Below are 19149 nucleotides of genomic sequence, written 5' to 3' on the forward strand. Positions count from 1 at the left end.
TATTGTTATTTATCTTGTTATTCATCTATACCGGTATAGCGCGCCTGATCCTGTAACAGCTTGCGTTCAACATCACCGGGCGATCCAGTATTACGAGCTAATAAGCTATACGCAACGGGCACTAAAAACAGGGTAAAGAAAGTCGCGACCAACACACCTGAAATCACCACTATACCAATTACAAACCGTGTTTCTGCACCCGCGCCAGATGAAATCACCAGCGGAATAGCGCCAGCAACTGCAGTGAGACTGGTCATTAAAATTGGACGCAAGCGTGCGGAAGATGCCTCCAATAACGCCTCGGTAAATTCAACACCGCGATCACGCAATTGGTTGGCAAACTCAACAATCAAAATGCCATTTTTTGCAGCAAGGCCAATCAGCATAATTAATCCAATCTGCGAATAAAGATTAAAACTGCTACCGGTTAAATAAAGCCCTAGCATCCCACCCAATATTGCTAAAGGCACCGTCAACATAATCACAAACGGATGCACATAGCTTTCAAACTGCGCAGCCAACACCAAAAATGTAATCAGTATTCCGAGCAGGAAAATAAACATGACGGAACTGCCTGCGGTTTGAAAATCGCGCGATAGACCTTTGTAGTCGACTACTGCAGTCGCAGGCAAATGCTCACGCACCAAATGGTTAAGATGATTGAGCGCATCGCCCAACGCCAAGTTATTCGACAGGTTCGCTTCAATAGTTAAAGAACGCATCCGGTTGTAACGATTCAATTTACTCGCATCTGCAATTTCTTTAAGCGTGACCAGATTAGCTAACGGAATTAACTCACCTGAATGCTCAGAGCGAACATACATATTTTGCAAGCTGGTTGTGGTGCGCTGTTCATCGCGCTCACCCTGCATAATGACATCGTACTCTTCGCCATCATCGATATACGTTGTTGCGCGACGTGAGCCCAACATGGCCTCCAAAGTGCGGCCAATATTGTTCACACTCACACCCAAATCAGCAGCGCGATTAGTATCGATAAGCACCTCAACTTGAGGTTTGGTTTCTTTATAGTCCCAATCAATACCCGTTAAGCCGGGGTTATCCTGTTCCAATTTTTCTAACAAAATATCGCGCCACTGCGCCAATTCTTCATAGGTTCCACCACCTAACACAAACTGCACTGGCTTTTGCGCTTGCGAACCAAACCCTTGGCGCATTACAGGTGCTGCCGTTACACCGGGCAAATCCGCAAGCTTTTTGCGGATTTCATCCATCACCACAAATGCACCGCGGCGCTGACTCCAATCATTCATCACCGCAATGACCATTCCCGAGTTAAAACTTTCTACAGCGCCAAATCCGCGCGGGGCACGCACCATCAAACGATTTATCTCGCCTGCTTTCACATATTCCATCATGCGGTTTTCAATTTCCGTCATGTACTGCTCCATATAGGCATAACTAGCTCCTTCAGGGCCATTTACCATGACAAAAAAAGTGCCGCGATCTTCACGTGGTGCATATTCAGAAGGAATTTTTTGTGCGAGAAAAAATATGCCGAGTAAGAGCAAAGCAAAACCCACCACCATTAATTTTGCTCGATGCAAACAAGCACGAATGGATTGCTGATAGCGAAACCGTAGCTTTAACATCCATTTATTAATGGATTCAACAAAACCATTTTTATTCTCATTGCGCACCAAAATTTTGGAAGCAAGCATTGGCGACAGGGTTAACGCAATCAGTGATGAGAATCCAACTGCTGCCGCCATAGTGATCGCGAACTCGGAAAACAATCGTCCAACATCGCCTTTTAGAAAAACGATAGGCACAAAAATCGCAATCAACACCAACGTAGTTGCAATTACTGCGAAACCTACTTCGCGCACACCATCGTATGCAGCTAATAGTGGAGTTTTGCCTTTTTCCTCTACATGGCGAACAATATTTTCCAGCACTACAATGGCATCATCGACCACCAAACCTATCGCAAGCACCAACGCCAGCAAGGTCAACATATTCACCGAAAAACCTAAAACAGCTAACACGGTAAAAGTCGCGATAATCGATACTGGAACTGCAACAGCAGGTACCAACATAGCGCGCACACTGCCGAGAAATAAATAAATCACCAACACAACCAGTGCTATAGCAATTGCCAAGGTTATATAAACCTCATGAATAGCACGCTCAACAAAAATCGAGCTATCGTAGCTATCTTCAAGGCGCATGCCTTTTGGCAAAATTTCATTAATGCGATCTCGCTCTGCTTTTGCACCGCGCGCCACATCAATTGTGTTTGCAGTGGATTGCTTAACGATACCAATACCAACCTGAGTCACACCGTTGCCGCGAAACAAGGTGCGATCTTCCTCGGTACCTTTTTCTACTCGCGCGACATCGCCTAGACGAATTAAATGGCCGTCATCACCGCGCTTAACCACCAATTGACTAAATTGATCAACTGTTCGATAGGAGCGCGCCATACGCACAGTAAATTGTCGCTCAAGCGACTCAATGCTTCCCGCTGGCAACTCTACGTTTTCTGCACGCAATGCAGTTTCTACATCGTTAACCGTTAAATTTCGCGCGGCCAATTCACGGCGATCCAACCAGAGGCGCATCGCATACCGCTGCTCACCACCAATACGCACGCGCGCAACACCGTCGATTACCGAGAAGCGATCAATCAAATAGCGCTGCGCATAATCCGATAGTTCAGGCATGGTCATATCTTCTCCGGCCAAATTAAACCAGAGAATTACATCCTCATCGGAACTGACTTTTTGCACTTCAGGCGGCTCGGCTTCAACGGGGATATTACCTAACGCACCATTAACTCGGTCGCGAATATCGTTTGCTGCGGAATCCATATCATGGCCAGTATCAAACTGCACCACTATGTTGGATATGCCGTTTTCGCTGGAGGATTCAATAAAACGAATACCTTCTACACCAGAGATACGATCCTCAAGCACTTTGGTAATTCGCGTTTCCACAATACTGGCAGCCGCACCGGGATAATTAGTGCGAATAGATACAACAGGCGGATCGATATTGGGGTATTCACGCAAGGTAAGTCGATCAAATGCAACCAATCCAAATGCAATAAGTAACAAAGAAAGAACCGAGGCGAAAACCGGGCGCTTGATAGAAATATCTGAGAGCATCATGGTCGTTACCCTCAGTTATTTTTTTGTTTTATAAAATCAGATACGGATTTATCGTCTACAGATTTTTTTAGCGCGAGCTGCTCTTCAGCCAGCACTTTCACCTTTTGCCCTTGGCGAATTTTTTGTAATCCGTGAGTAACGACCTTATCGTTTTCACTTAGCCCATTCAGCACTTCCACTGATCCAGCAAGGCGCTCGCCGATGGTAATTTGACGACGGTCAACACTGAGGCTATTACCATCTTCCTTTAATACGAAAACAAAGTTATTACTTCCAAATGGAACCAACGCAGATTCAGAAATAAGCAGCGCAGCACGGGAAGATGCTTTTAAATCGACGAGCATCAACATGCCTTGGGTTAATTCATGATCTTTATTATCCAGTATCGCGCGCACTTTAATTGAACGGGTAACAGCATCAATTTGATTGTCAATGCTAAGTACTTCACCATGAAACTGCTTGTTATCCAAATCGCGGCTTTTTGCAACTATGGGCAATCCCACTGACAAACTGCGCATATAAATAGCCGGCACAGTGAAATCCAATTTCATTTTGGAATCGTCATTCAACGTCGTAATTTTATCGCCCGGCGACACCAATGCCCCAACGCTCACTTCACGCAAACCCACCACACCTGAAAACGGCGCAACCAAAACCAAATCTTTCAAGCGCGATTCAGTTGCGTTATAGCGCGCACGCGCAGATTCATATTCACGCACACGTTGATCAAGCAGGGATTGCGATGCAGCTCCCTGTTTGGCCAATTGTCTTACGCGGTCGAGCTGCTTTTTTGCCTCATCGGCATTGAAACGCGCCTCTTCTAATAAGGCCGACTCTTCGCGACTGGTCATCTCCACCAGCACTCGCCCTTTCTCTACCCGCTGCCCATCCTCAAAGTTAATGCGGGTGATTTTCTTGGTGTCATTGGATGTGAGCGTAATCGACTCATTTGCTCGCAATGTACCTAGCGCTTCAATAGTTGTGGTTAGTTGTTCGATGCTGGCGGCTTGTACGATTACCTCAACGGCGCTATCGCCCGTTGACTGGGCACAGGAAAAAGCAGACCAAAAGAGCCAAACAACTGCCAAGGCTCGCAACGGGTTTGATCTACCGGAAAAACGGTGATGAGTTAGCTTCATGGAGTCTCCCTGAGAGTAAATATCGCTATTGTTTGAATGATTTTGGTAGCGACATAACGAAAATGCGCCCGCAAGTAACCGTGATTAGTCACTTGAAGGCACATAGATAAAAGCAAAGAATAATGGTCAGTTGATGCAATCTTATTAATTTAACACTTGTTTACAAAATCCAACTTTTTGAAGAGATTGTGCAAAAAATATAAAAGCGCAATTAGCGATAAATATCGCATCCGCTAGTTTTCATCCGGCACAAATAAAATAGACGCTGAATTGATGCAGTAGCGCAATCCAGTAGGCGCAGGGCCGTCGGTAAACACATGCCCCAGATGGCAATCGCAGTTGCGGCAAATCACTTCGGTGCGCAACATATGATGACTGGTATCCATTAATTCACGAATAGCCACCTTATTTACTGGTGCATAAAAACTGGGCCAGCCACAACCTGCATCAAACTTGGTATCTGCATCAAACAAGAGTTCACCACAGCAACGGCAACGATAATCACCTGCACTAAATTCTTGCCAATATTCACCAGTAAATGGTCGTTCGGTGCCTTTTTCACGGCAGATTCGATACTGCTCAGGGGTTAATTTTTCCCGCCAATTCGCATCGGTCAGGTTTTCGTTATCAGCCATAAGGATTTCCTTGACAGATCAACTAGTTAAGGTCGATTATTCGAGTGTTTTTCAACCGCAATCACGCACGACCGCATTCAAGGCATCTTACTGCAAATGAACCCGATTAAGAAATCCGACAAACTCAATGGAGTTTGCTACGACATTCGCGGCCCAGTACTCGAACACGCTAATCGCCTCGAAGAAGAAGGCCACCGCATTCTGAAACTGAATATCGGCAACCCTGCCCCATTCGGTTTTTCGGCGCCGGATGAAATCATCCAGGACGTCATTCACAACCTCGCCAACGCCGAGGGCTATACCGCATCCAAAGGTTTATTCGCCGCGCGTAAAGCGATCATGCATGAATGTCAGCGCATGGAAATTCCCGGCGTTGATATTGAAGATATTATTCTCGGCAACGGTGCCAGCGAATTGATCGTCATGGCGATGCAAGCTCTGCTGAACAATGGCGATGAAATTCTGGTGCCTGCACCGGATTATCCACTCTGGACTGCTGCAGTAAATCTCGCTGGCGGCAAAGCTCGTCATTATCTTTGTGATGAACAATCGGACTGGTTCCCTGACCTTGCTGATATCGAAAGCAAAATCACCGATAAAACCCGCGGCATAGTGGTCATCAACCCCAACAACCCAACCGGTGCCGTATACAGTCGTGAATTATTAGAGGCGATTGTTGAGCTGGCGCGTCGCCACAACCTGATTATTTTTGCCGACGAAATTTACAGCAAAATTCTTTACGACGACGCGCAATTTATCCCTATGGGTAAATTGGCGCAGGACGTACTTTGTGTAACGTTTAACGGCCTATCCAAAGCTTATCGCTTGGCTGGCTTCCGCTCTGGCTGGATGGTGATTAGCGGTGCAAAGCATCGCGCACGCAGTTACATAGAAGGTTTGGAGATGCTGTCATCCATGCGTCTGTGTGCAAACGTACCGGCGATGTATGCGGTTCAAACAGCGCTGGGCGGTTATCAAAGCATCAACGAATTGATTATTCCCGGCGGTCGTTTGCGCGACCAACGCGATGCAGCAATGAAAGCACTGGCTGAAATTCCCGGCGTATCTTGCGTGAAACCAAAAGGCGCCTTGTACTTGTTCCCCAAACTGGATTTGAACATGTACAAGATTAAAGATGATCAGCAGATGATTCTGGATTTTTTGCTGCAAGAAAAAGTATTGTTAGTACAAGGTACAGCGTTTAACTGGCCCAACCGCGATCACTTCCGCATCGTATTTTTACCGCGTGAAGATGATTTAACCAAAGCGATTCAGCGCTTCGGCAACTTCCTATCGCGCTACTCTCAGTAAAATAGTCGCACTAACTTTTCTGCAATTTCAACACATAAAAAAACCAGCTTTCGCTGGTTTTTTTATGTGTTATTCACTGGTACTCGGCAGCTGGTAAACCAAGAGTTTCAACTGTTGCTCTGGATCAATATCCGGAAAGTCAGCATGCGGCTTAATGCGCTCTATAAATACCGCTTGCGGGCATTGCTCTTCAAATTGCTGCTTTAAGAAACTTTCGCTTAATTCCGGCGCATTTAAACAAGCCAACACCAAACCGCCAGTTGGCATCAACTCTGGCAAACGGCGAACCACTTTAGCGTAATCCTTCTCTGCGATGAAACTGCCTTTTTGATACGAGGGCGGATCAATTACCACCAGATCATAAGGCCCCGGTTTTTTCACGCGACTCCATGACTTTAAAATATTTTCAGCAACAAATTCGCTTTTGTTTTTTGCCAGATTATTAAGCTGATGATTGGCTCGCCCCAGATTCAAGGCTGCACTACTCATATCTACATTCACGACTTTTTCAGCTTCCGCAGCAACCGCCACTACTGAAAAAGCACAGGTATAAGCAAATAAATTTAACACCCGCTTATCTTTTGCATGTAACTCAAGCCATTGTCGAGCGGGTTCTATATCCAAAAAGAAACCGGAATTTTGCTGCTGTGCAAGATGCAAATTAAAGAGCAAATTTCCTCGACGCGCATAAAGCGCATCTGGCAACTCACCCCAGAGTATTTCACTTGGCGCATTGGGTAAATAACGATGCTGAACCACTAAAACCGTACTCTCATATGAAAATAGCGGTTTAATATTCGCCACCAATTGATCCAACCAATTCGCAGGCGGCTCAAAAAATAACGTAACTAAAATAGCAGGCTGATAATAATCAACCGTCACAAACTCCAAATCTGGAAACCTACGTCCGCGACCATGAAATATACGGTAGCTATCGATTTCCATTTGCGTGCGGATTTTTTCTGCAAGCTCTACAAGGCGATCAATAATTATGTGCATTAGACTTCGCCCACTCCATATCCAACCGGATACATAATCGTTTCGCGATAACCTGTGATTACCGGGCGATAACCACCAAATGCCAAATCTAATTCTGGGTCATTCGTATCCACCAGCAGAGGGCGGCCATTAAGTGCGAGAATTTTTCCGCGCGCGGCGATGATATGAATATTTTCTTTTCCGATGCGGCGCAGAATTGCTGGCGTGAATTGCTGATTGCCTCGTCCGAGAATATGCCCCTGTCCACCAATTGCAGTTATTATCATTTTTACCGGGCCAGAAAACTGATCAAGCTGCGCGGTGATTTGAGTCGCACTTAGGTCAGTTGCAATCAATTCATTATTCAACAGCAAATCAACACCTAAAAGCGTTCCGTCCAGCCCCAGTTCTTGCAGAAAAAGATGAGTGGTTGAGCCCGGGCCAACCAAATACAGCGTATCTGGCTGCAACTGCTCAATCATTTCCTGCGCAACATCCAACTGCGCCAATTCATCGCGCTCAGTGCCGGCATTTTTGACTTGCTGCAAAAACTGGGAGTCTTCCGGCACCAACAAAGTACCGTAAAAACGTGCGCGCACCTGACCATTGCGGAAGGCATCTTCATCAATATCTTTTACATCGCGCTCAACAATATTCACCAGGGTTCCGGTTAGTAATTGTTTAAGAATTTCTCCCGCAGCTTCAGGCGCATTTGCATAAACACCAGAGTGCATTTTTACGCCGCTGGGTACACCTAACACTGGCTGGGATACGCCAACTGCATCAGCAATGACACGCGCAGTGCCATCACCACCCGCAAACAAAATTAAATCTACATTTTGTGCGATGAGTGCTTTGGCCGCAGCCGATGTATCCTCAGCACCGCTCGGATGTTGTTGTGCAGCGCCTACCACATGAGTAACAAAATCCAATGCTCGCGCACTGGCTTCACCCATATCGCCAGCGAAACAAAAAATTTCAACTTGATCTTGAAAGTTGGCAATGACCTGTAACGCGCGCTGCATTCGTTGCTGCGCTCGCGGCTCGGCACCGCGAGCCAAGGCTTCAGTGCGAATGTCATCGCCGTCGGAACCTTTTAAACCAACACTACCACCCAAACCCGCATAGGGATTGATGATCAAACCAAGCTTAAACACAGTGAAAACCTAATACTTGCAGCCAGTGTTTATCTGCTTCGCTGATATTTTCCAAGTGGACTTGATAATTATGAAATTCACGGCGCACCGGGTAGTGCTTACGCAGGCCATCAAAGCCTTCACCAAAAACGACTTCACCTGCGAGTGCATTTGCTGCCAACGCGCGCAGACGAGCATCATCAGCAGCAATATCGTAAACCTGCTTAGTCAACGCTTTGACGATAGTAAATATATTATTGGGCTGATCGATATTTGCATCAACGCGCAATTGATTATTCGCCAGCGGCGGTACCAATTCAGCAAGAGAAGATTTCGGTTTTTGATCGAGGTGACGGCACAACGCTTGATAAATCATCTCAGTGCCGTTTAATTTTCCATCGTAGCTGTAACCGGCGATATGCGGACTACCAAGCAGAACTTTATCGAGCAATTCCAATGAAATATCTGGCTCTGGCTCCCAAACATCCAGCACCACATTCAAATCACTGCGCTCATTTAATACATCCAACAATTCTTGATTATCGATCACTGGCCCACGGCCACAATTAATCAACACAGCACCTTTTTTTAATTGCAGCAGTTCATTACGGCCAATTAAATGAAAGCTCGGATGCGGTCCGGTAGTAACCAGCGGCGTGTGCATGCTGATCACATCGCATGCCAGCACTTCTTCAAGACTAGTGAGATCAGAGTTTTGTGCGAGATTCAGATTGGGATCGTAACAACGTACATCTACGCCCTGCGCTTTAAGGCGCTTATACAGCAACCCGCCGACATTCCCGCAGCCGATAATGCCGAACTTCACCGGCAGCCAATTGATATTCAAATGGCAAAGTGCCGCATAGACAAACTCGACAACTGAATTGGCATTACAGCCCGGAGCGCTCGACCAGCCGATAGCCTTCACATCCAAATAATCCTGATCCAAGTGATCAACGCCAATGGTACAGGTGCCCACAAACTTCACCTTACTGCCATTTAACAAAGCCGCATTGACTTTGGTTACCGAGCGAACAATCAGGGCATCGGCATCGCGGACATCCGCTGCGGTCATATTCCGACCGGGCAAGCGAACCACCTCGCCTAATCGACTAAAAAATGCCTCTACCAGTGGGATATTCTCATCCGCCACTATTTTCATAATCGCTCGCTTAGTTGTGAAGATGGACATCTGATAGCCCAACTTGCGATAAGCCGGCAGCCGGATAAATCCATTGGGAGAAAAAGTTGCCCATAGCAGTTGTGCTTTGGACATTTACCATATACTTTATATAGTGATGGTGACGTTCAAACCATCGTTCGGCACCTGATTTTTCCATCAGGATCTGCCTCACTTAAGGGGGTGGTATTATGAAGATCTCGGACACTGGCCACAACATGGATAATGTGGTTGATCTCTTCACCAGGAAAACCTATTCAGCCCTTCACGATGAGCGTTTTATCCGCCTTGCGCCAGAATTGGACGGGTTGGAAATGCTCTACTCAAACGATACCAGCTCCGAACGACTCTACAGCCTGAAAATCCTCTGCTGGGGTTTACGCGCTAACGGCGAAGTTGTCGGTTTAGTCCCTTGGCTTAACGATATAGTCCCCTGCCCTGATTTATGCGATCCGCTAAACGGTCACTGGGAAGGCTATTACGATCCGGGTATCGACGAGCTGTTTTTTGAGGCACCCATCCACAAGATTATCGAGTTGGAAACTGCAGCGGAGTATTACGAAATCCAATGCGACAGCGGCGATGATGTTATTCAGGAATTGCCCGACACTATCGGCACCCACGCCGTGCTGGCGATACCGGATAGCAAGCGTTTATCGCTAGTTGAAGTCGTTAGCTGGAGCCTGCATTTTGATGGCAGCGTTTACGCCATGATCAGCGACCCGTCCAAAGTAGTCAGCACACCGGTGTTGCCGGGTGATGAATCGTTGTACGAGGCTCAGGCTAGCGAAAACTTCCGCTACTTTTTCCAACATCAAATTGCCAATAAAATCAAAGCAGAAGATCCCGAGGCTATGGCCGCGATATCAATGCTGGTTGATGGCATGGAATAAATTGAATTGTTTCTTAGTAATAACGCCGCTATTGCGGCGTTATTTTTTTGCGCAATTGAATAAGCAACTATAACGAAAAAAGCCTTGAGATAAATTATTTTTAGTTTTTGCGAATATAAAAAAGATATTTATCGTCGCTTTCTTTCTGCTCAACCAATTCGTGACCAAGAAATAAACAAAATTTTGGGATGTCGCGCAGAGTCGAGGGATCAGTTGCAATTACCTCGATAAGATTACCTGTTGCGGCTTCGCGCATTATTTTATGCAGCATCATCACCGGCTCAGGGCACAACAAGCCTGAAGCATCCAAACTTTTATCAATTACATCATTCATAGTTTTAAATCATCTATAAACTTTTCAGCAAATAGCGAACTGGTTGCTATTATTAGCTGAACGGAAATCACATCAGGATAAAGACTTAACCACCGAGAGATCATTCGTTGATCACCCGGACACCGAAAAGCGATTATATGCCCTCCGATTTATTTAGTCGCCAAGCTCTGGAGCTGACCTTTCGCCTCTTGCGAAACAATCATCCACTGCTGGCACATGCAGTCAAACAAACAATTGATCACACAACCGCTGTATCTTACGAAGATCAACAGCTGGCCTACACAGGTGAAATGTTACTTAACTCCGAAGTATTAAATTCACTCAAAGCGCACACCATAGGCAAAATTGTTTCGGTATTAACCGATATTGGTGAACAAGCATTGAGGCAAAACGATTTGCCTCCCAGTCACATGACATTAATGCGCACACTGATCGAGGACTGGGTACAACTCACCGAATGGGTGTTGGCACATACGGCGGCCGACCTTCACGACCGCACGGCATATCATTAAAAAACGCGGAGGTGACCAGTCACCTCTTCTCTATCGTGATACAACTGCTTGAATTGAATCTCCACTCTAAAGCCGGCTTTTTCCAACTCTTTGTGGATACGCTCTTCGCACTTTTTCACTTCAAGATAACGCTGTTTCATCGGCAGTTTTAAATTAAAAATCGCCTCGCGACAGTGCTTTTTGGCGAACCAACTAATAACCATACTGGTCACGCGCGCTGGCTTATCAACAATGTCGCACACCAACCACTGCACTGGTTTTTTTGGCTCGTACAAAAAGCCATCGGTCAAAATATGCAGAACTTGCCCTGTTTCCAACAAGTTTTTATCCATAGGCCCGTTATCAACCGCTTCAACATACATCCCACGTTGCACCAGTTGCCAAGTCCAACCTCCAGGTGCAGCTCCCAGATCAACAGAGCGCATGCCCGACGCCAAACGCTCATCCCATTCGGCCGCTGGAATAAAATGATGCCAAGCCTCTTCGAGTTTTAAGGTCGCGCGACTGGGCGCCTCTTTTGGTAAACGCAAACGCGCAATGCCCATTGGCCAAGGCGATGAGTTATAAATTGGCGCAACACCTAAATAAGCCTGCGTACCTGAGATAAAAACCAGATGCAATCGCAGCGCACTATTAGCCTGAAAAAACTTATTGGCCTTCAACGCTTTTTCAAAAGGTGCGGTAAATTTTTTACTTAATCCTGAAAGCTCTTTGCCTTCGTTGGTATCGACAGTTTCGATCAGCAATTCTTTTGTACGCGGCAAAGCTTCTGCCGTAGCCAGTAATGGTGTTACGCGGTCAGTAACGGGTAAATCACTGATCAGCCCTGCGCTGGCAAACCATTGGCGAGCAAAAATCAGCTTGGTAAAGCGCAACTGTTTAATGATCAGTTCCGCACCATTAGGCTCATGGGTAATGAATACTACATACGCACTGGCATCTTTGGTTTTACTGTAACCATAGATACCCAGCTCACCGGCCAGATCAGTAATTTCTGCGGCGCATTCTTTCTCAAAACCGGCACGACAATGTAAAAATAAATGATTCACAATTTTCTCATTTTTGCTAAACGTATTTATCCGTCACTGCGAGTTATTGCTCCAACAACTCTGCATCGCGACGCGACAAAATACTCACAGATTCAGTCGCAGGATCAAAAACCACTACTATCTCGCGACGCTTTAATTGCTGTTTGATTTGCTCAACTTTCGTGCTGAGTGAAACTTCTTCAACACCGTAATCCGTTCCTTCACGCGTAATAAACTCTTCAATTAATCCCTGTAAAGCGTCGCTCGATATTTGCTCGTAAGGAATAATCATAACTACTTATTTCTCTCTTTTTATGCGGAATTTCAGCCTATTTAAGGCTCGACTTGTTCGACTAGCGCAAGCGGAGTAATCTTCGACTATCCTTTAACTCTAACTCGCTATAGCAAGAAATACTTTTGCCCAAAAATAAGGAATCACCGTGAATACACAACTGGTTTTAACTGTTCTCTGCGATGACCGCCCCGGTGTTGTTGAACAACTCGCCCAAACCATTACCGATCATCATGGCAACTGGCTGGAAAGCCGAATGGCGCAGCTTGCGGGGAAATTTGCTGGAATCCTTCAGATTGCTGTGGCCGATACTCATCAAGCCGAATTGCGTACAGCATTAAATAGTTTGGCAGACAAAGGCTTCAAAATCGTCATTGAAGATGCACTTACCACCACCAAATCAGACAGCCGCGACTTCAATTTCAGCGTAGTCGGCAGCGACAGACCCGGCATAGTGCGGGAAATCGCCCAAGCCTTTGCGGTGCGGCATATTAACATGGGCGAGCTGGAAACGGCGTGTTCAAGCATGCCGTGGTCGGGGGAGCCGCTGTTTGAGGCCACCGGGATTATCGAGGTGCCCAAATCAGTCGATATGAACGAGCTATATGACCACTTGGATAAAATTGCCGATGAGCTGGCAGTTGATATTCGCCTTGAATCCTCTACTGAGCGCAATAATTAAGCCCCTTTCGATATTTGCATCCGCTCAAAACACGCAAAAGAGCCGCACCTGCGGCTCTTTTTCATTCTGTATAATTCGCTTTTTCCTACCTGCCATCCAATCGAGACGCGCTAGATGCTGAATATTGTTCTTTTTGAACCGGAAATTCCGCCAAACACTGGCAATATCATCCGGCTTGCGGCCAATACCGGCTGCCAGCTGCATCTGATTGAACCTTTAGGATTCAAGCTGGATGAAAAAAGCGTGAATCGCGCTGGGATGGACTACCGCGACATACAAGATGTGAATATCCACAAAAGCTGGGACGATTTTTTGGAGACACAAAAACCCAGCCGGATTTTCGCATTGAGCACCAAAGGCACGCATTGCCATAGCGATGCCAGCTTTCAAGCGGGTGACTATTTATTATTCGGCCCTGAATCGCGCGGATTACCGGCGAGCATTCGCGAATCCTTGCCTCCCGAACAAGTGTTGCGCATTCCTATGGCTGCCAATAGCCGCAGCATGAACCTATCCAACGCCGTCGCGGTGATGGTTTATGAAGCCTGGCGCCAATTGGGGTATGCTGGCGCGCTTTAACGCCATACAAATTTATCGAAAAAACGCAGAGAGAATCCCATGAGTAAAATCCAGATTTTTATCGGCAGCGTTTACGGCGGCGCCGAACAAGTGGCCGAAATAGTGAGCGAAGAATTGGGCAAACTCGGCCACGAGGTGAGTTTGAATACCTATGCGCGCGCAGAAGATTTAGCGCGCGATCCAGAAGAAATTATCCTGCTGTGCCACTCCAATACCGGTTCCGGTGACCTGCCAGACAACATTCAACCGCTCTATTTGCACCTCACCCGCGACTACCCACGCATCGCTGGCCGCCGCTACGGCGTGGTTAATCTGGGCGATAGCAGTTACATGACCTTTAATGATGCCGGCAAAATGCTGGATGCAGCCTTTGAAGATTTGGGCGCGCAGCGTATCGGCGAGCCTTTAGTATTAGATGCCAGCAGCGGTGACGATGCAGCCACACTTGCGCGCGAATGGGCGCAAAACTGGGCGCAACTGCTTTAGCAAGCTGTTACAACTGATAATGATTAGATGTAGTGATCCATATGAGTGAAACCAAAACCATCGGCCTGTTTTATGGCACATCCACTTGTTATACCGAAATGGCAGGCGAAAAAATTCGCAAAGGGTTACATACCTTACTCGGTGAAGATCGCGTAGATGTTTTTAATATCGCCGATACACCCATCATCCAAACCCAATTTTACGATTTTCTGATCTTTGGAATTCCCACGTGGGATTACGGCGAATTACAGGAAGATTGGGAAGAAATTTGGGATGAACTGGATAGCATTGATTTCAGCGGCAAAAAGATCGCGATTTATGGCTTGGGCGATCAAGTCGGTTACCCCGAATGGTTTTTGGATGCAATGGGTTATCTGCACAGCAAGTTAGTACATCGCGGTGCAATTCCCTGCGGTTATTGGCCGCGCGAAGGTTATGTATTTGAAGCTTCCAAAGCACTCACTCCTGATGAACAATATTTTGTTGGCCTTGCATTGGATGATGAAACAGAATTCCAATTAAGCGATGCGCGCATTCAACAATGGTGCACACAAATTATTGCTGAGTTCGGTTTGTGAGTGAACCATCAACAATCCATCACGCACAATTGCAATGGGATGAAGATGGTCAACCTGTTTCCAGTGCTTTTGGCGATGTGTATTTCTCCCGCGCGAACGGGCTGGAAGAAACCCGCCATGTTTTTTTGCAGCACAATCAATTAGCTGACCGCTGGCAACAGCTTGGCGATGGCGATCACTTCACCATCGCCGAAACCGGTTTTGGTTCCGGACTAAATTTTTTAGCCGCCTGGCAATTGTGGCTTTCAACTGCACCCACTAGCGCACAACTGCATTTTGTCAGTGTTGAAAAATTCCCATTAACCAAAACCGATTTACAACGCGCATTAGCGCTCTGGCCTGAACTGCACGAATTAACATCGCAATTGATTGAGGTCTATCCGGTATTTATCGGCACAGGTTTTCATCGCCTGAATTTTATGGATGGGCGAATCAAACTCACGTTGATAATTGATGATGCTGCAACCGGATTTGCACAGCTGCTCGCAACTCCTCAGCCCCAATTTGCCGGCTACTGCGCAAAAATCGATGTCTGGTTTTTGGATGGTTTTGCTCCAGCAAAAAACCCGCAAATGTGGAGTGATGCTTTATTTACTGTCATTCGTCAACTGAGCCATGCAGGTACAACTGCCGCCACTTTCAGTGCCGCCGCGATTGTTAAACAAGGGTTAAAACTAGCCGGATTTAGCATTCAAAAAGTACCCGGCTTTGGGCGTAAACGCGAAATGGTTAAAGCCTGCATGGAGCATGAACCTGTAGCTGATCTGCAAGATTCACTGCAAGCACGTAGCTATTCCCCCTACCCTGTACCTTGGACGATTGATGCATCTGCAAGCATCACTGCAGAAAAACACGCACTAATAATTGGCGGTGGATTAGCGGGATGCACAAGTGCACGTGCGCTGGCAGAACGCGGCTGGAAAGTCACACTAATAGAAAGGCACAGTGAACTTGCGCAAGAAGCGTCGGGCAATCCACAGGGTGTGCTTTATGCCAAGCTCTCCCACAAAAATGAAGCACAAGCTGAATTTAATTTGCACGCATTGCAATTTGCGCAAGCCTATTATCAAGATCGTTGGAATGAAATAGGAGAGCAATGCGGAGTATTGCAATTAGCTCACTCAGAATCCGAATTGCAATTACATGAGCAATTGCGCGAAAAATTTTCCGCTACCGATGAGCTGGTGCAATTTGTAAATGCACAACAGGCAAGTGAAATTGCAGGAGTCACACTAAAACAATCTGCATTGCACTTCCCTAATGCTGGTTGGATTAATCCACGTAAACTCTGCGAATCACTCACTCGTCACCCTGCAATTACTCTGATCACAGATTGCGCCGCAATCGAATTGGAGCGCAACGGCGATTGCTGGCAAATCAATAATCGATCTGATTTACGCGCACCAGTGGTGATTATTGCAAATGCTAGCGATGCAAAATCATTTTCGTTCACTCAGCACCTGCCTATTAAATCTATTCGCGGGCAAATCAGTTATCTGCCTGAAACTGATATCAGCAGCAAATTAAAAACGCTGATTTGCAGTGAAGGTTACATAGGCCCGGCGGTCAATGGCCAGCACTGCACAGGCGCCACGTTTAATTTAAAAGATACCAATCCTGAAGTGCGCGCTGAAGACCATTGCACTAATTTGGAGAATCTGCGCGAGCCGCTGCCGGAGTTTTTATCGGCTTGGTATGCAGACAATCTCAATGTGGAAAACTTAGCGGGGCGAGTAGCCTTTCGCTGCACCCTGCCCGACTATTTACCCTTGGTTGGTGCCGTTCCCCATGAGCAAATGATGGAACACGATTTTGCTCCACTGCGCAAAAATGCCCGCGCGGCTATCAACAAAACCGGCAGCTATCATCAAGGGTTGTATATCAATATCGGCCACGGTTCACGCGGCCTTGCTTATACACCGGTATGTGCTGAGTTACTTGCCGCGCAGATCAATCAGGAAATACAGCCTTTGCCGCGCACACTGGTTAATGCACTCAACCCTGCCCGCTTTTTAATTCGCGACCTTATTAAGAACAAGCGTTAGATTAAGAACAAACGCAAGGCAAAATCCCTGTCTATACTCTTTAACATTCCATAAAGAGAGGTGCTGCCATGCTGACCAAACACTACCCCATTGCGGATGATGACATTGACTTTTTGCACAACTACTACGAGCGATTAGTCGTGCAAGAGGTGCAAACGCAGAGTGAACGAGTTCAGCAAGGCGACCGGGATTTCCTCGCCGATGTAGCCTGCGTGGCGCTCAACCGGTTGCCGCCGCGCTATATTCGCCACGATGTAGATATGACTTTTTTTATGTCGCCGCAGGATATTGTCGAGATTGAGCGCAAAGTCAGTCAAGCGGTGAGCGATGCGCTGAGTTATGTTGAAAGTAGAGAGCGCGGTGAAACGCCCAAACTGCCGCCGGTTGAAGTATCACTCATCTCGACGCGCGGAGATAAACCTGCCAAAACAGCAAAAACACCCGCAAAAGTGAAATCCAGCAAAAAGAAGACCTGAAGCTCTGCTAATCCCTAAAAAAATGCCCACTAAAAAACCTTATTACAGCTTTTTAGTGGGCAATTTGTCTCGCCTTAAATTACCTGGAAATTTCTGGCGGAATTTCCGATATCACTTGAGAACCACTACCGCAGGCGATCACTGTGCGCATCGCCTCCTCCACCCCGATATGCGGCAGTAAATCCACGCAAGCAGCAGACAGGTGATAAACAAAGCCTGACGTGGGGATAGGTGCAGTTGGAACATAAACAGTGAAGTCTCCATTCGCATGTTTTGCAGTCACGATTGCTGTAACCGATACACCGGCATCACGCCCCATTAAATAGGCGCGGCAAACCTCCCCCTTTAATAACGAGGTATTACCCTCTCCGCCTAATAACTGCGATACCACTTCGCGAATCGTTTTATAACCGGGCGCCAAGCGTTTTAACCAGGCATCAAGCTGATCATGCACCCATTCACCTACGCTGGTTTTGATAAATAAACCAATAACAAAAAATCCGCAGAGCAATAAGAGTACGCCCAAAATATCTGCAATTTGATTGGTAAATGCCGTCTGTTCTACTAACCAATCGCTCAAGGGCTGGATAATCTCCCGTACCAATCCCAACACCCACTCCACCAACCACAAAAAAATCGCGATTGGCAGGATCACCATAAATCCACCGATCAGGGTAATACTGACAAACGAACGCAAACGCTTCATGATGTGAGCCTTTCTAAAAATATGGAAACCAGAGTGAAACATTTTCTTTGCGCGCTATTGTGCACCAGCCTGCTGTTGATAGCGAACCTTTCGCCCGCACAAGCCGACACCTCGACAACAATCACTTCGCCAGCAACCATCGCTTCACCAGCGTTTGAAATTTTGGCTGAACGCACTCACAAACCCAGCTTATTTACGCAGGGTTTATTGGTAGATGGGGATCATTTTTACGAAAGCAGTGGCTTGTACAATCAGTCGCTCTTAGTAACTTATCCGATAGCAGAACCAGCAAGCACTTGGGCAAAAATTTCAGCGCCCTTCACTAAAAAGCAATCGCTTCCTGCACGCTATTTCGCAGAGGGCTTGGCATTAGTAGACGATAAGCTTTATCTGCTTACCTGGATGGAAGAAACCCTGCTGATTTACGACAAGGCCACGCTCAACTATCAAAGAAGTATCAGTTATAAGGGCGAAGGCTGGGGGTTAACCACAGATGGAAAACAACTGATCCGCAGCGACGGCAGCGACACTTTGTATTTTCATAACACCAGCGATTTTGCAGTGACAAAAGAATTAAAAGTTACCGATGCCGGCACAGCCGTTACACAACTAAATGAATTGGAATTTGCGCAGGGTTATATCTGGGCAAATATTTGGCATAGTGATTACATCGTCAAAATAAATCCAGAGAACGGGCATGTAGTAAAGCGTATCGATTTATCGCCACTGAAACAAAACCTGAAACTGACCAATAGCGAACAAGTATTGAACGGCATCGCCTGGGATGAAAAACGAAATGCATTTTGGGTGACGGGAAAAAATTGGCCAAAGATGTTTTTGATTCGCATGAACGATAATTAATTCTCCTAGACTCACTCCGCCTCCTGAAGATGGGAGAAATTTTGTTATCTTGGTCAAGTTTTTTGTAAATAAATGTACCTTAACTTGTAACAAGTTCTGGTTTTCCTGAAAATTCCGCCGACCTCCAATTACAGCACTCTCCCGTAATTGGATTACATTCGGAC

Annotated in this window: 20 protein-coding genes; 10 read left to right on the forward strand and 10 right to left on the reverse strand. The window is 46.5% G+C overall.

Annotation, left to right across the window (positions count from 1 at the left end; genetic code table 11):
- Nucleotides 1–17: 17 nt before the first annotated feature.
- The 3 genes from SPL68_RS12585 to msrB all read right to left on the reverse strand — a co-directional run bounded on the left by SPL68_RS12585 (nucleotide 18) and on the right by msrB (nucleotide 4908).
- A complete protein-coding gene (locus SPL68_RS12585; RefSeq protein WP_323815513.1) occupies nucleotides 18–3134 on the reverse strand; it encodes an efflux RND transporter permease subunit in 3117 nt (1038 codons plus the stop codon).
- 11 nt (nucleotides 3135–3145) lie between these two features.
- A complete protein-coding gene (locus SPL68_RS12590) occupies nucleotides 3146–4273 on the reverse strand; it encodes an efflux RND transporter periplasmic adaptor subunit (protein WP_323815514.1) in 1128 nt (375 codons plus the stop codon).
- A gap of 233 nt (nucleotides 4274–4506) precedes the next feature.
- Nucleotides 4507–4908: a peptide-methionine (R)-S-oxide reductase MsrB gene (gene msrB / locus SPL68_RS12595; protein WP_323815515.1), complete on the reverse strand. Its 402-nt coding sequence runs from the start codon at nucleotides 4906–4908 to the stop codon at nucleotides 4507–4509.
- A 96-nt stretch (nucleotides 4909–5004) separates the two neighbouring features.
- On the opposite strand from msrB, the gene SPL68_RS12600 reads away from it, so the two are divergent.
- Nucleotides 5005–6219 carry a pyridoxal phosphate-dependent aminotransferase gene (locus tag SPL68_RS12600; RefSeq protein ID WP_323815516.1) on the forward strand — a complete coding sequence of 405 codons (1215 nt, stop codon included), beginning with the start codon at nucleotides 5005–5007 and terminating at the stop codon, nucleotides 6217–6219.
- A gap of 69 nt (nucleotides 6220–6288) precedes the next feature.
- Here SPL68_RS12600 and SPL68_RS12605 read toward each other — a convergent pair whose 3' ends face one another.
- The 3 genes from SPL68_RS12605 to SPL68_RS12615 are packed head-to-tail and all read right to left on the reverse strand — an operon-like array spanning nucleotide 6289 to nucleotide 9609.
- Nucleotides 6289–7218, reverse strand: a complete 930-nt coding sequence (locus SPL68_RS12605; RefSeq protein ID WP_323815517.1) for a class I SAM-dependent methyltransferase — start codon at nucleotides 7216–7218, stop codon at nucleotides 6289–6291.
- Nucleotides 7218–8354: an ATP-NAD kinase family protein gene (locus SPL68_RS12610; RefSeq protein WP_323815518.1), complete on the reverse strand. Its 1137-nt coding sequence runs from the start codon at nucleotides 8352–8354 to the stop codon at nucleotides 7218–7220. Before SPL68_RS12610 ends, SPL68_RS12605 begins: the two co-directional genes overlap by 1 nt.
- Complete coding sequence (locus SPL68_RS12615; RefSeq protein ID WP_323815519.1) at nucleotides 8347–9609, reverse strand: 4-phosphoerythronate dehydrogenase; 1263 nt, start codon at nucleotides 9607–9609, stop codon at nucleotides 8347–8349. Before SPL68_RS12615 ends, SPL68_RS12610 begins: the two co-directional genes overlap by 8 nt.
- A 95-nt stretch (nucleotides 9610–9704) precedes the next feature.
- On the opposite strand from SPL68_RS12615, the gene SPL68_RS12620 reads away from it, so the two are divergent.
- Nucleotides 9705–10406 (forward strand): hypothetical protein, encoded by a 702-nt coding sequence (locus tag SPL68_RS12620; RefSeq protein WP_323815520.1) that lies wholly within the window; start codon nucleotides 9705–9707, stop codon nucleotides 10404–10406.
- A gap of 100 nt (nucleotides 10407–10506) precedes the next feature.
- Here the strand turns inward: SPL68_RS12620 and tusA are convergent, their stop codons facing one another.
- Nucleotides 10507–10740: a sulfurtransferase TusA gene (gene tusA, locus SPL68_RS12625; protein WP_323815521.1), complete on the reverse strand. Its 234-nt coding sequence runs from the start codon at nucleotides 10738–10740 to the stop codon at nucleotides 10507–10509.
- A 137-nt stretch (nucleotides 10741–10877) separates the two neighbouring features.
- Here tusA and SPL68_RS12630 point away from each other — a divergent pair, with 137 nt between their 5' ends.
- Nucleotides 10878–11252: a hypothetical protein gene (locus SPL68_RS12630; protein WP_323815522.1), complete on the forward strand. Its 375-nt coding sequence runs from the start codon at nucleotides 10878–10880 to the stop codon at nucleotides 11250–11252.
- Here the strand turns inward: SPL68_RS12630 and rlmM are convergent.
- The gene (gene rlmM, locus SPL68_RS12635; protein ID WP_323815523.1) at nucleotides 11249–12301 is read right to left on the reverse strand and encodes a 23S rRNA (cytidine(2498)-2'-O)-methyltransferase RlmM; all 1053 of its coding nucleotides are present in this window, start codon (nucleotides 12299–12301) and stop codon (nucleotides 11249–11251) included. The genes SPL68_RS12630 and rlmM overlap by 4 nt on opposite strands.
- Nucleotides 12302–12344: 43 nt before the next feature.
- Nucleotides 12345–12572, reverse strand: a complete 228-nt coding sequence (locus tag SPL68_RS12640) for a YheU family protein (protein ID WP_323815524.1) — start codon at nucleotides 12570–12572, stop codon at nucleotides 12345–12347.
- 148 nt (nucleotides 12573–12720) lie between these two features.
- On the opposite strand from SPL68_RS12640, the gene SPL68_RS12645 reads away from it, so the two are divergent.
- The 6 genes from SPL68_RS12645 to SPL68_RS12670 all read left to right on the forward strand — a co-directional run bounded on the left by SPL68_RS12645 (nucleotide 12721) and on the right by SPL68_RS12670 (nucleotide 17418).
- Nucleotides 12721–13254: a glycine cleavage system transcriptional repressor gene (locus SPL68_RS12645; protein ID WP_323815525.1), complete on the forward strand. Its 534-nt coding sequence runs from the start codon at nucleotides 12721–12723 to the stop codon at nucleotides 13252–13254.
- A gap of 114 nt (nucleotides 13255–13368) precedes the next feature.
- Entirely contained in the window at nucleotides 13369–13833 is a 465-nt protein-coding gene (gene trmL / locus SPL68_RS12650) for a tRNA (uridine(34)/cytosine(34)/5-carboxymethylaminomethyluridine(34)-2'-O)-methyltransferase TrmL (RefSeq protein WP_323815526.1), read from the forward strand.
- Nucleotides 13834–13872: 39 nt separating this feature from the next.
- On the forward strand, nucleotides 13873–14319 hold the full coding sequence (locus SPL68_RS12655) for a flavodoxin domain-containing protein (RefSeq protein WP_323815527.1): 447 nt from the start codon (nucleotides 13873–13875) through the stop codon (nucleotides 14317–14319).
- Between the two features lie 41 nt (nucleotides 14320–14360).
- Nucleotides 14361–14897 (forward strand): flavodoxin FldB, encoded by a 537-nt coding sequence (gene fldB / locus SPL68_RS12660; protein ID WP_323815528.1) that lies wholly within the window; start codon nucleotides 14361–14363, stop codon nucleotides 14895–14897.
- Nucleotides 14894–16942, forward strand: coding sequence for a bifunctional tRNA (5-methylaminomethyl-2-thiouridine)(34)-methyltransferase MnmC2/FAD-dependent 5-carboxymethylaminomethyl-2-thiouridine(34) oxidoreductase MnmC1 (mnmC, locus tag SPL68_RS12665; RefSeq protein ID WP_323815529.1), 2049 nt, complete (start codon nucleotides 14894–14896; stop codon nucleotides 16940–16942). The genes fldB and mnmC overlap by 4 nt, the downstream gene beginning before the upstream one ends.
- Before the next feature lie 68 nt (nucleotides 16943–17010).
- Entirely contained in the window at nucleotides 17011–17418 is a 408-nt protein-coding gene (locus SPL68_RS12670; RefSeq protein WP_323815530.1) for a late competence development ComFB family protein, read from the forward strand.
- Between the two features lie 79 nt (nucleotides 17419–17497).
- Here SPL68_RS12670 and SPL68_RS12675 read toward each other — a convergent pair whose 3' ends face one another.
- Nucleotides 17498–18124, reverse strand: a complete 627-nt coding sequence (locus tag SPL68_RS12675) for a DUF502 domain-containing protein (RefSeq protein ID WP_323815531.1) — start codon at nucleotides 18122–18124, stop codon at nucleotides 17498–17500.
- A gap of 33 nt (nucleotides 18125–18157) precedes the next feature.
- On the opposite strand from SPL68_RS12675, the gene SPL68_RS12680 reads away from it, so the two are divergent.
- Nucleotides 18158–18985 (forward strand): glutaminyl-peptide cyclotransferase, encoded by an 828-nt coding sequence (locus SPL68_RS12680; RefSeq protein WP_323815532.1) that lies wholly within the window; start codon nucleotides 18158–18160, stop codon nucleotides 18983–18985.
- Nucleotides 18986–19149 lie beyond the last annotated feature (164 nt).

It is taken from the genome of Cellvibrio chitinivorans (assembly GCF_035117775.1).
Lineage (GTDB): Bacteria > Pseudomonadota > Gammaproteobacteria > Pseudomonadales > Cellvibrionaceae > Cellvibrio > Cellvibrio chitinivorans.

What these genes read in the sequence shown, in the direction of transcription:
- SPL68_RS12585 (WP_323815513.1), bottom strand. Translation starts at nt 3,134, where the DNA reads ATGATGCTCTCAGATATTTCTATCAAGCGCCCGGTTTTCGCCTCGGTT.
- SPL68_RS12590 (WP_323815514.1), bottom strand. Translation starts at nt 4,273, where the DNA reads ATGAAGCTAACTCATCACCGTTTTTCCGGTAGATCAAACCCGTTGCGA.
- msrB (WP_323815515.1), bottom strand. Translation starts at nt 4,908, where the DNA reads ATGGCTGATAACGAAAACCTGACCGATGCGAATTGGCGGGAAAAATTA.
- SPL68_RS12600 (WP_323815516.1), top strand. Translation starts at nt 5,005, where the DNA reads ATGAACCCGATTAAGAAATCCGACAAACTCAATGGAGTTTGCTACGAC.
- SPL68_RS12605 (WP_323815517.1), bottom strand. Translation starts at nt 7,218, where the DNA reads ATGCACATAATTATTGATCGCCTTGTAGAGCTTGCAGAAAAAATCCGC.
- SPL68_RS12615 (WP_323815519.1), bottom strand. Translation starts at nt 9,609, where the DNA reads ATGTCCAAAGCACAACTGCTATGGGCAACTTTTTCTCCCAATGGATTT.
- SPL68_RS12620 (WP_323815520.1), top strand. Translation starts at nt 9,705, where the DNA reads ATGAAGATCTCGGACACTGGCCACAACATGGATAATGTGGTTGATCTC.
- tusA (WP_323815521.1), bottom strand. Translation starts at nt 10,740, where the DNA reads ATGAATGATGTAATTGATAAAAGTTTGGATGCTTCAGGCTTGTTGTGC.
- SPL68_RS12630 (WP_323815522.1), top strand. Translation starts at nt 10,878, where the DNA reads ATGCCCTCCGATTTATTTAGTCGCCAAGCTCTGGAGCTGACCTTTCGC.
- SPL68_RS12640 (WP_323815524.1), bottom strand. Translation starts at nt 12,572, where the DNA reads ATGATTATTCCTTACGAGCAAATATCGAGCGACGCTTTACAGGGATTA.
- trmL (WP_323815526.1), top strand. Translation starts at nt 13,369, where the DNA reads ATGCTGAATATTGTTCTTTTTGAACCGGAAATTCCGCCAAACACTGGC.
- SPL68_RS12655 (WP_323815527.1), top strand. Translation starts at nt 13,873, where the DNA reads ATGAGTAAAATCCAGATTTTTATCGGCAGCGTTTACGGCGGCGCCGAA.
- fldB (WP_323815528.1), top strand. Translation starts at nt 14,361, where the DNA reads ATGAGTGAAACCAAAACCATCGGCCTGTTTTATGGCACATCCACTTGT.
- SPL68_RS12670 (WP_323815530.1), top strand. Translation starts at nt 17,011, where the DNA reads ATGCTGACCAAACACTACCCCATTGCGGATGATGACATTGACTTTTTG.
- SPL68_RS12675 (WP_323815531.1), bottom strand. Translation starts at nt 18,124, where the DNA reads ATGAAGCGTTTGCGTTCGTTTGTCAGTATTACCCTGATCGGTGGATTT.